The following is an 8,742-nucleotide window of genomic DNA, read 5'->3' as shown; positions in this document are numbered from 1 at the left end:
CTGAGCGGGCTGCTCAGGGCCAGGGTCACGGCCCAATGCACGGTGCGTGGCAAGCCACGCGCGGGCTTGAACACCACGCGATGGTGCTTCTGCTTCATCCTCTTCCTCCCTGATGCAATCAATGCCGCCGTGCCCATGCACGGCGCGCGTGATCACATCAGGTCAAGCAGGAATCCCGAATGCCGCAAAGGCGGTAGTTCTGGCCGATGCAGCGCACGTTCACGCAATCATCAGAAGCTTGGTGCCGAGCCCGTTCGCACCCGGCTGCAGGTTCGCAAGCTAACGCGGCGCTGTCGCCGCCAGCGTCTGCCGGATCAGTTCCAGCGTCGACTGCTGTGTGAGCGTGGTCGGCCGTTGCGCGCTGGTGGCCAGGCTCAGGCGTGTGCGCAGCGGCGGTGTGACGGCGCGCAGCCGGTAGGCGGAGGGCCGGATGGAGCTGGCCACCGCGTTGCGCGAGAGCAGGGCGGCGCCCGCGCCGTCGGCCACCAGGTCCAGGATGGCCGAGACACCGTCGATCTCCAGCGCCACCTTCGGGCGCAGGCCGATGGCCGCCAGTTCCTGCTCCACCTGCATGCGGATGGCATTGGGCCGGCTGGGGATGATCAGCGGGAAATCCGCCAGTTCGCGCAGTTCGATGGGCGCGGGCGGCGGGTCTTCCGGCAGGCCGGGTGGGCGCGGCTGCACCAGCCACAGGTCTTCCTCGGCCAGCGGCTGGATCTCCAGCTCCGGCACGGGCTGGGCGTTGTAGAGCACGGCGATGTCGAGTCGGCCCGTGAGCAGCCATTCCTGCATGGTGGTCGAGAGGCCTTCACTGATGGACAGCGAGGCCTCGGGCAACTGCTGGCGAAAGGCCCGCGTGAGCGGCACCGCCAGCGTGCGGGCCAGCGTGGGCGGCAGGCCAATGGCCACGCGCCCGGCCAGCGCGCCGCGCACGCGGCCCAGTTCTTCCCGCGCGCGCTCCACCTGGTGCAAGATGCCGCGCCCGTGCGCCAGCAGCAGCTTGCCCGCCTCGGTGGGCGTGGCGCCGCGGCCGTTGCGCACCAGCAGGTTCTGGCGCAGCTCCACCTCCAGCAGGCGCACCTGGCGCGACAGCGCGGGCTGGGCGATGTCCAGCGCGATCGCGGCGCGCGTGAAGCTGCCGAGCTCGGCCACGCGCACGAAGTATTCGAGTTGCTTGAGATCCATGTTGGGCAGGAAGGCAGGGCGGTGTTGGGTAGCAGGTATGTGATTTTGTTCTAGCTGCTAGCCGGCTGTGTGGGTTTTCGTACAGCGTCGGGGTGCCGACAATGGTTGCTTCCCATAAGAGACGGCCCCGGAGGCCGCATAAGAGACAGCCCATGAACGCCCCCCTGACCGGCATTTCCTCCATGGCCACCCGCCAGGTGCTGGCCGAACTCACCCAGGCGTATGCCGCGCGCGGCGGCCAGGCCGTGGCCATCGAATCGGTGGGCGGTGTGGACGCCGCCAGGCGCGTGGCGGCCGGCGAGGCCTTCGACGTGGTGATCCTGGCCTCCGACGCGATCGACAAGCTCATCGCCGCCGGCCACTTGCAGCCGGGCCGCGTGGACCTGGTGCGCAGCGGCGTGGCCGCCTGTGTGCGCGAAGGCGCGCCGCTGCCCGACCTGTCGAGCGAGGACTCGGTGAAGGCGGCCGTGCTCGCGGCGCAGAAGATCAGCTACTCCACCGGCCCCAGCGGCGTGGCCCTGCAGAAGCTCTTCGAGCGCTGGGGCATCGCCGAGGCCATGGCCGCCAGGACCGTGCAGGCCCCGCCTGGCGTGCCAGTGGCCTCGCTGGTGGCCAAGGGCGAAGTGGCGCTGGGCTTCCAGCAACTGAGCGAGCTGCTGCACGTCCAGGGCATCACCGTCGTGGGCGGTTTGCCCGAACCCATCCAGATCGTCACGCTGTTCAGCGCCGGTATCCCCGTGAACGCGCCGCGCGCCGATGAGGTGCGGGCCCTGCTGGCCTTCATGACATCGCCCGAGGCCGCCGAGGCCAAGCAGCGCCAGGGCATGGCGCCCGCCTGATTCTTTTGTTTCCCCCAGAACACCCGAGAGGAGAACGCATGTCCCTGATCATCGATTGCCATGGCCACTACACCACGGCACCCAAGGCGCTGGAGAACTGGCGCAACGCCCAGATCGCGGGCATCAAGGACCCGTCGGTCATGCCCAAAGTGGCGGACCTCAAGATCAGCGACGACGAGCTGCGCGAGTCCATCGAGACCAACCAGCTCAAGCTGATGAAGGAGCGCGGCAGCGACATCACGCTGTTCAGCCCGCGCGCCAGCTTCATGGCCCACCATATCGGTGACTTCAACGTCTCCAGCACCTGGGCCGCCATCTGCAACGAGCTCTGCTACCGCGTCTCCACGCTGTTCCCGCAGCATTTCGTGCCCGTGGCCATGCTGCCGCAGAGCCCCGGCGTGGACCCGGCGACCTGCATTCCCGAGCTGGAGAAGTGCGTCAAGGAATACGGCGCGGTGGGCATCAACCTCAACCCGGATCCGTCGGGCGGCCACTGGACCAGCCCGCCGCTGACCGACAGGCACTGGTACCCCATCTACGAAAAGATGGTCGAGTACGACCTGCCGGCCATGATCCACGTGAGCACGAGCTGCAATGCCTGCTTCCACACCACGGGCGCGCACTACCTCAACGCCGACACCACGGCCTTCATGCAGCTCATCCAGGGCGACCTGTTCAAGGACTTCCCCACGCTGAAGTTCCTGATCCCGCACGGCGGTGGCGCGGTGCCCTACCACTGGGGCCGTTTCCGCGGCCTGGCGCAGGAGATGAAGAAGCCCCTGCTGGACACGCACCTGATGAACAACGTGTTCTTCGACACCTGCGTGTACCACCAGCCGGGCATCGACCTGCTCAACACCGTGATCCCGGTCAAGAACGTTTTGTTCGCGTCGGAGATGATCGGCGCCGTGCGCGGCATCGACCCGACCACGGGCAACTACTACGACGACACCAAGCGCTACATCGAGGCGTCGAAGATCCTGAGTGCGGACGACAAGCACCAGATCTACGAAGGCAACGTGCGCCGCGTGTTCCCGCGCCTCGACGCGCGTCTGAAAGCCAAAGGACTCTGACATGTACGAACTGGGCGTTGTCTACCGCAACATCAAGCGCGCCGACCGCGCGGCCGCCGACGGCCTGGCCGCACTGGGCTCGGCCACGGTGCACGAGGCCATGGGCCGCGTGGGCCTGCTCAAACCCTACATGCGCCCCATCTATGCGGGCCAGCAGGTGAGCGGCACCGCCGTCACCGTGCTGCTGCAGCCGGGCGACAACTGGATGATGCACGTCGCGGCCGAGCAGATTCAGCCGGGCGACATCGTGGTGGCGGCCGTCACGGCCGAGTGCACCGATGGCTACTTCGGCGACCTGCTGGCCACCAGCTTCCAGGCGCGTGGTGCGCGCGCGCTCATCATCGACGCCGGCGTGCGCGACGTGAAGACGCTGCAGGAGATGAACTTTCCCGTGTGGAGCAAGGCCATCAGCAGCAAGGGCACCATCAAGGCGACGCTGGGCTCGGTGAACATCCCCATCGTCTGCGCCGGCATGCTGGTGACGCCGGGCGACGTGATCGTGGCCGACGACGACGGCGTGGTCTGCGTGCCCGCCGCGCGCGCCGCCGAGACGCTGGAGGCCGCGCGCAAGCGCGAGAGCTTCGAAGGCGAGAAGCGCGCCAAGCTGGCCAGCGGCGTGCTGGGCCTGGACATGTACAAGATGCGCGAGCCGCTGGCCGCCGCTGGCCTGAAATACATCGACTGAGACACACGATGAGCAAACCCACCTCAGGAGACTTCACCAAAACCGCCGGCTGGCTCGACTGGTTCGACGGCCCGAGCAAGCCGCGCTTCCAGTTGCCCCCGGGCAGCGTGGACGCGCACTGCCACGTCTTCGGCCCCGGCGCCGAATTTCCCTACGCGCCCGAGCGCAAGTACACGCCCTGCGACGCCAGCAAGCAGCAGCTGTTCGCCCTGCGCGACCACCTGGGCTTCTCGCGCAACGTGGTCGTGCAGGCCACCTGCCACGGCGCCGACAACCGCGCCATGGCCGACGCCTGCCGCAGCAGCGGCGGCAAGGCGCGTGGCGTGGCCACGGTCAAGCGCAGCGTCACCGACCAGGAGCTGCAGGACCTGCACGCCAGCGGCGTGCGTGGCGTGCGCTTCAACTTCGTCAAGCGCCTGGTGGACTTCACGCCCAAGGACGAGCTGATGGAGATCGCCGGCCGCATCAAGGCCCTGGGCTGGCACGTGGTCATCTACTTCGAGGCGGTGGACCTGCCCGAGCTGTGGGACTTCTTCACGGCGCTGCCCACCACGGTGGTGGTGGACCACATGGGCCGGCCCGACGTGAGCAAGCCCATCGACGGGCCCGAGTTCCAGCTCTTCCTGAAGTTCATGCGCGAGCACGAGAACGTGTGGAGCAAGGTGAGCTGCCCCGAACGCCTGAGCGTGACCGGCCCCAAGGCCCTGAACGGCGAGCAGGCGGCGTACCGCGACGTGGTGCCGTTCGCGCGCACGGTCGTGGAAACCTTCCCCGACCGCGTGCTCTGGGGCACCGACTGGCCGCACCCCAACCTGAAGGACCACATGCCCGACGACGGCCTGCTGGTCGATTTCATTCCCCACATCGCGCCGACCGCGGAACTGCAGAAGAAGCTCCTGGTCGACAACCCCATGCGTCTGTATTGGCCCGAGGAGGTCTGACATGGCTCTCGACAAACCCTACAAGGACGTGCCCGGCACGACCATCTTCGACGCCGAGCAGAGCCGCAAGGGCTACTGGCTCAACCAGTTCTGCATGAGCCTGATGAAGGCCGAGAACCGCGAGCGCTTCAAGAAGGACGAGCGCGCCTACCTCGACGAGTGGGCCATGACGGAAGAGCAGAAGCAGGCCGTGCTGGCGCGCGACCTGAACTGGTGCATCCGCCTGGGCGGCAACATCTACTTCCTGGCCAAGATCGGCGCCACCGACGGCAAGAGCTTCCAGCAGATGGCGGGCTCCATGACCGGCATGACCGAGGAGGAGTACCGCAACATGATGGTGGGCGGTGGCCGCTCGGTCGAAGGCAACCGCCGCATCGGCGAAGACGGCGACGCGCAAGCGCACCGGCAACCCCAAGGCTCGCAAGGCAAACAAGGGAAGAACTGACATGGCCCGCATCACCGCATCCGTCTACACCTCGCACGTGCCCGCCATCGGCGCGGCGCTCGACCTGGGCAAGACCGGCGAGGCCTACTGGCAGCCGCTCTTCAAGGGCTACGAGTTCTCCAAGCAGTGGATGAAGGACAACAAGCCCGACGTGGTGTTCCTGGTCTACAACGACCACGCCACCGCCTTCAGCCTGGACTTCATCCCCACGTTCGCCATCGGCACCGCGGCCGAATTCCAGCCAGCCGACGAGGGCTGGGGCCCGCGCCCGGTGCCCGTGGTCAAGGGCCACCCGGAACTGGCCTCGCACATCGCGCAGAGCGTGATCCAGCAGGACTTCGACCTCACCATCGTCAACAAGATGGACGTGGACCACGGGCTGACGGTGCCGCTGTCGCTGATGTGCGGTCAACCCGAGGCCTGGCCCGTCCCGGTGATTCCCTTCGCCGTGAACGTGGTGCAGTACCCCGTGCCCAGCGGCCAGCGCTGCTACAACCTGGGCAAGGCCATCCGCAAGGCGGTGGAAAGCTACGACGAAGACCTCAAGGTGCACATCTGGGGCACGGGCGGCATGAGTCACCAGTTGCAGGGCCCGCGCGCCGGATTCATCAACAAGGACTTCGACAACCGCTTCCTCGACCTGCTCGAGACCGATCCCGAGGCCGCCGCGGCCATTCCCCACATCGACTACGTGCGCGAGGCCGGCAGCGAGGGCATCGAGCTCGTGATGTGGCTGATCGCGCGCGGCGCCATGGCCGACGCCGCCGGCGGGCCGCGCCCCAAGGTCGCGCACCGCTTCTTCCACGTGCCCGCCAGCAACACCGCGGTCGGGCACCTCATCCTGGAAGACCATTGACCACCCCCGCCGCGCTTCGCGCGACCCCCTCAAGGGGGGCGGCACCTGCGGCCCGGCAAAGCCGGTTCCGCGGTGCCACTGGGCCAGACCCTCTCGTGCATGGAATGTTGGAGAAAACTGAAATGAGCAATACGAAAACCATCAAAGTCGCGCTGGCCGGCGCCGGCGCCTTCGGCGTCAAGCACCTGGACGGCATCAAGAACATCGACGGCGTCGAGGTCATCTCGCTGATCGGGCGTGAGCTCGACAAGACGCAGGAAGTGGCGGCCAAGTACGGCGTCGGCCACGTCACGACCGACCTCAACGAGTCCCTGGCCATCAAGGAACTGGACGCCGTCATTCTGTGCACGCCCACGCAGATGCACGCCGAGCAGAGCGTGGCCTGCCTGAAGGCGGGCAAGCACGTGCAGGTGGAGATCCCGCTGGCCGACAGCTTGAAGGGCGCGCAGTCGGTGGTGGACCTGCAGAAGCAGACCGGCCTGGTGGCCATGTGCGGCCACACGCGCCGCTTCAACCCCAGCCACCAGTTCGTGCACCAGAAGATCCAGGCCGGTGAGTTCAACATCCAGCAGATGGATGTGCAGACCTATTTCTTCCGCCGCACCAACACCAACGCGCTGGGCCAGGCGCGCAGCTGGACGGACCACCTGCTGTGGCACCACGCCGCGCACACGGTGGACCTGTTCGCCTACCAGGCCAACAGCCCCATCGTGCAGGCCAATGCCATCCAGGGCCCGATCCACCCGACCCTGGGCATCGCCATGGACATGAGCATCCAGCTCAAGGCCGCCAACGGCGCCATCTGCACGCTCTCGCTCTCGTTCAACAACGACGGCCCGCTGGGCACCTTCTTCCGCTACATCGGCGACACGGCGACCTACATCGCCCGCTACGACGACCTGTTCAACGGCAAGGAAGAGAAGATCGACGTGTCGAAGGTCGACGTGAGCATGAACGGCATCGAGCTGCAGGACCGCGAGTTCTTCGCCGCCATCCGCGAAGGCCGCGAGCCCAACGCCAGCGTGGGCCGCGTGTTCGCCTGCTACCAGGTGCTGCACGACCTGGAACAGAAGCTCAACGCCGCCGGCTGACGCGGGGCGGGGCGGCCGGGCGTCGGGTAGCCGCTAGGATGCGCGCATGCATCCCAGTGCGCACGACAACGGCCGCCTGTTCTTCGACACCTACCTGGGCGCGGGCGAGGCGCTCACCGTGCTGGACATCGGCGCCCAGGACGTGAATGGCTCCCTGCGGGATTGCGCGCCCTCCGGCTGCCGCTACATCGGCGTGGACTTCGCGCCCGGGCGCGGCGTGGACGTGGTGCTCGACGACCCTTACCAGTTGCCCTTCGCCGACCAGAGCATCGACGCCGTGGTCAGCAGCTCGTGCTTCGAGCACGTCGAGATGTTCTGGCTCAGCTTCAACGAGGTCCTGCGCGTGCTCAAGCCGCAGGGCCTCTTCTATTTGAACGCGCCGTCGAACGGGGACTTCCACCGCTACCCCGTGGACTGCTGGCGCTTCTACCCCGACGCGGGCGCGGCGCTGGTGCGCTGGGGTGTGCGCTCAGGCTTTCGCCCGGCCTTGCTCGAATCGTTCACGGCCTACCAGAAGCAGGACGTGTGGAGCGATTTCGTGGCCGTGTTCGTGAAGGACGAGGCCTGCGTGGCGCGCCACCCGGCGCGCATGATCGACCGCGTGGCGCGCTTCATGAACGGCCGGCGCCACGGCGAGCCGGACATTCTGTGCCCGCAGGATCATCCGGAGGACGGCGTGCGCCTGCGCCGCCTGACCGGGCACCCGAAAGGCCTGGACCCCGGCCTGGGCTGAGGCCGGGCGGGCCGCTCAGCCGACCTTGCGCAGCCACAGGCTGCCGCCGGTGTTGCGCAGGCAGTCGGGCATGTGCTGGGCGAAGAACTCGCGGTGGTAGTGCGCCAGGTAGGTGTTCATCAGCATCACCTGGAAGCGGTCGTTGTACTGGAGGAAGGCCCGCATGAGGTAGGCCTCGTTCCAGGCGATGCCCTGGTGCACCCATTCCTTCGGGTACTCGAAGGGATAGAAGATGTCGTGGATGTGGATCACCACGCCCGGCGCCAGCGCGGGGAAGATCTCGAACAGCAGGCGGTTGACGTCGCTGCCGATCTTGCTCACGTGCGTGGAGTCGATGAACAGCACGTCGTTTTCGCGCAGCGCCGTGAAGACCCCCATGTCCACCGATTGCAGGGTGTTGGGGAGGATGGTCGTGGTGACCAGGTCCTCGGCGCGCAGCAGCGAGTTCACCAGGTGCGGGTTGGGGTCGATGAAGGTGGTGCGCAGGCCCTGATCCAGGAAGTACTGGTTGGTGTCGAGCGTGACGCAGGACGAGTAGCCCGAGCCGACCTCCACCAGCTGACGCGGGCGCAGGGTGCGCAGCATGCAGTGCAGCATGATCGCGTCGGAAAAGCTGTAGGCCGGGTTGAGGTAGTGGTAGCGCAGGCCGGGCCGTGGCTCGTCGCCGAAGGGAATGTCGGGGTAGAGTTTGGCGAACTGTTGCAACAGGGCCAGTTGCTCGTTCTCGCGCATGTCGATGCCCGGGATGCTGGCCGGTGGCGGCCCGAACAGCAGCGCGTCGTCGCGCCGCACCTCGTCCATGTCGGGGATGGGCGAGTGGAAGTGGCCGGGTGGAAACATGGGGTGCGTGGTGTCTGTATGCGGGTGCAATGGGTGCGTCCGATTCTATTGAGC

General features: G+C 67.2%; 10 protein-coding genes. 8 read left to right on the top strand and 2 right to left on the bottom strand.

Annotation, left to right across the window (positions count from 1 at the left end):
- Positions 1–279 precede the first annotated feature (279 nt).
- Positions 280–1,185 (bottom strand): LysR substrate-binding domain-containing protein, encoded by a 906-nt coding sequence (locus tag BN948_RS21485; RefSeq protein ID WP_009520080.1) that lies wholly within the window; start codon positions 1,183–1,185, stop codon positions 280–282.
- A 152-nt stretch (positions 1,186–1,337) separates the two neighbouring features.
- Between BN948_RS21485 and BN948_RS21480 the strand changes: the two genes are divergently transcribed.
- From BN948_RS21480 to BN948_RS21445, 8 genes are all read left to right on the top strand, one after another.
- Positions 1,338–2,024 (top strand): substrate-binding domain-containing protein, encoded by a 687-nt coding sequence (locus BN948_RS21480; protein WP_009520078.1) that lies wholly within the window; start codon positions 1,338–1,340, stop codon positions 2,022–2,024.
- Between the two features lie 38 nt (positions 2,025–2,062).
- On the top strand, positions 2,063–3,097 hold the full coding sequence (locus tag BN948_RS21475) for an amidohydrolase family protein (protein WP_009520077.1): 1,035 nt from the start codon (positions 2,063–2,065) through the stop codon (positions 3,095–3,097).
- Position 3,098: 1 nt separating this feature from the next.
- Positions 3,099–3,782: a 4-carboxy-4-hydroxy-2-oxoadipate aldolase/oxaloacetate decarboxylase gene (gene ligK, locus BN948_RS21470; protein ID WP_009520076.1), complete on the top strand. Its 684-nt coding sequence runs from the start codon at positions 3,099–3,101 to the stop codon at positions 3,780–3,782.
- 8 nt (positions 3,783–3,790) lie between these two features.
- Complete coding sequence (locus tag BN948_RS21465) at positions 3,791–4,723, top strand: amidohydrolase family protein (RefSeq protein WP_009520075.1); 933 nt, start codon at positions 3,791–3,793, stop codon at positions 4,721–4,723.
- A gap of 1 nt (position 4,724) precedes the next feature.
- The gene (gene ligA / locus BN948_RS21460; RefSeq protein ID WP_009520074.1) at positions 4,725–5,168 is read left to right on the top strand and encodes a protocatechuate 4,5-dioxygenase subunit alpha; all 444 of its coding nucleotides are present in this window, start codon (positions 4,725–4,727) and stop codon (positions 5,166–5,168) included.
- Position 5,169: 1 nt separating this feature from the next.
- Positions 5,170–6,024 carry a class III extradiol dioxygenase subunit beta gene (locus BN948_RS21455; RefSeq protein WP_009520073.1) on the top strand — a complete coding sequence of 285 codons (855 nt, stop codon included), beginning with the start codon at positions 5,170–5,172 and terminating at the stop codon, positions 6,022–6,024.
- Between the two features lie 122 nt (positions 6,025–6,146).
- Positions 6,147–7,115, top strand: coding sequence for a Gfo/Idh/MocA family oxidoreductase (locus BN948_RS21450; protein ID WP_009520072.1), 969 nt, complete (start codon positions 6,147–6,149; stop codon positions 7,113–7,115).
- A gap of 46 nt (positions 7,116–7,161) precedes the next feature.
- The gene (locus BN948_RS21445) at positions 7,162–7,848 is read left to right on the top strand and encodes a methyltransferase domain-containing protein (protein ID WP_009520070.1); all 687 of its coding nucleotides are present in this window, start codon (positions 7,162–7,164) and stop codon (positions 7,846–7,848) included.
- Between the two features lie 15 nt (positions 7,849–7,863).
- Here the strand turns inward: BN948_RS21445 and BN948_RS21440 are convergent, their stop codons facing one another.
- The gene (locus BN948_RS21440) at positions 7,864–8,688 is read right to left on the bottom strand and encodes a class I SAM-dependent methyltransferase (RefSeq protein WP_009520069.1); all 825 of its coding nucleotides are present in this window, start codon (positions 8,686–8,688) and stop codon (positions 7,864–7,866) included.
- Positions 8,689–8,742: the final 54 nt, after the last annotated feature.

Origin of the sequence: Hydrogenophaga intermedia (assembly GCF_000723405.1) — a bacterium.
GTDB lineage: Bacteria > Pseudomonadota > Gammaproteobacteria > Burkholderiales > Burkholderiaceae_C > Hydrogenophaga > Hydrogenophaga intermedia.
The sequence above is the reverse complement of the archived record's forward strand: the minus strand, read 5'-3'. Positions and strand labels throughout refer to the sequence as shown.

What these genes read in the sequence shown, in the direction of transcription:
- BN948_RS21485 (WP_009520080.1), bottom strand. Translation starts at nt 1,185, where the DNA reads ATGGATCTCAAGCAACTCGAATACTTCGTGCGCGTGGCCGAGCTCGGC.
- BN948_RS21480 (WP_009520078.1), top strand. Translation starts at nt 1,338, where the DNA reads ATGAACGCCCCCCTGACCGGCATTTCCTCCATGGCCACCCGCCAGGTG.
- BN948_RS21475 (WP_009520077.1), top strand. Translation starts at nt 2,063, where the DNA reads ATGTCCCTGATCATCGATTGCCATGGCCACTACACCACGGCACCCAAG.
- ligK (WP_009520076.1), top strand. Translation starts at nt 3,099, where the DNA reads ATGTACGAACTGGGCGTTGTCTACCGCAACATCAAGCGCGCCGACCGC.
- BN948_RS21465 (WP_009520075.1), top strand. Translation starts at nt 3,791, where the DNA reads ATGAGCAAACCCACCTCAGGAGACTTCACCAAAACCGCCGGCTGGCTC.
- ligA (WP_009520074.1), top strand. Translation starts at nt 4,725, where the DNA reads ATGGCTCTCGACAAACCCTACAAGGACGTGCCCGGCACGACCATCTTC.
- BN948_RS21455 (WP_009520073.1), top strand. Translation starts at nt 5,170, where the DNA reads ATGGCCCGCATCACCGCATCCGTCTACACCTCGCACGTGCCCGCCATC.
- BN948_RS21450 (WP_009520072.1), top strand. Translation starts at nt 6,147, where the DNA reads ATGAGCAATACGAAAACCATCAAAGTCGCGCTGGCCGGCGCCGGCGCC.
- BN948_RS21445 (WP_009520070.1), top strand. Translation starts at nt 7,162, where the DNA reads ATGCATCCCAGTGCGCACGACAACGGCCGCCTGTTCTTCGACACCTAC.
- BN948_RS21440 (WP_009520069.1), bottom strand. Translation starts at nt 8,688, where the DNA reads ATGTTTCCACCCGGCCACTTCCACTCGCCCATCCCCGACATGGACGAG.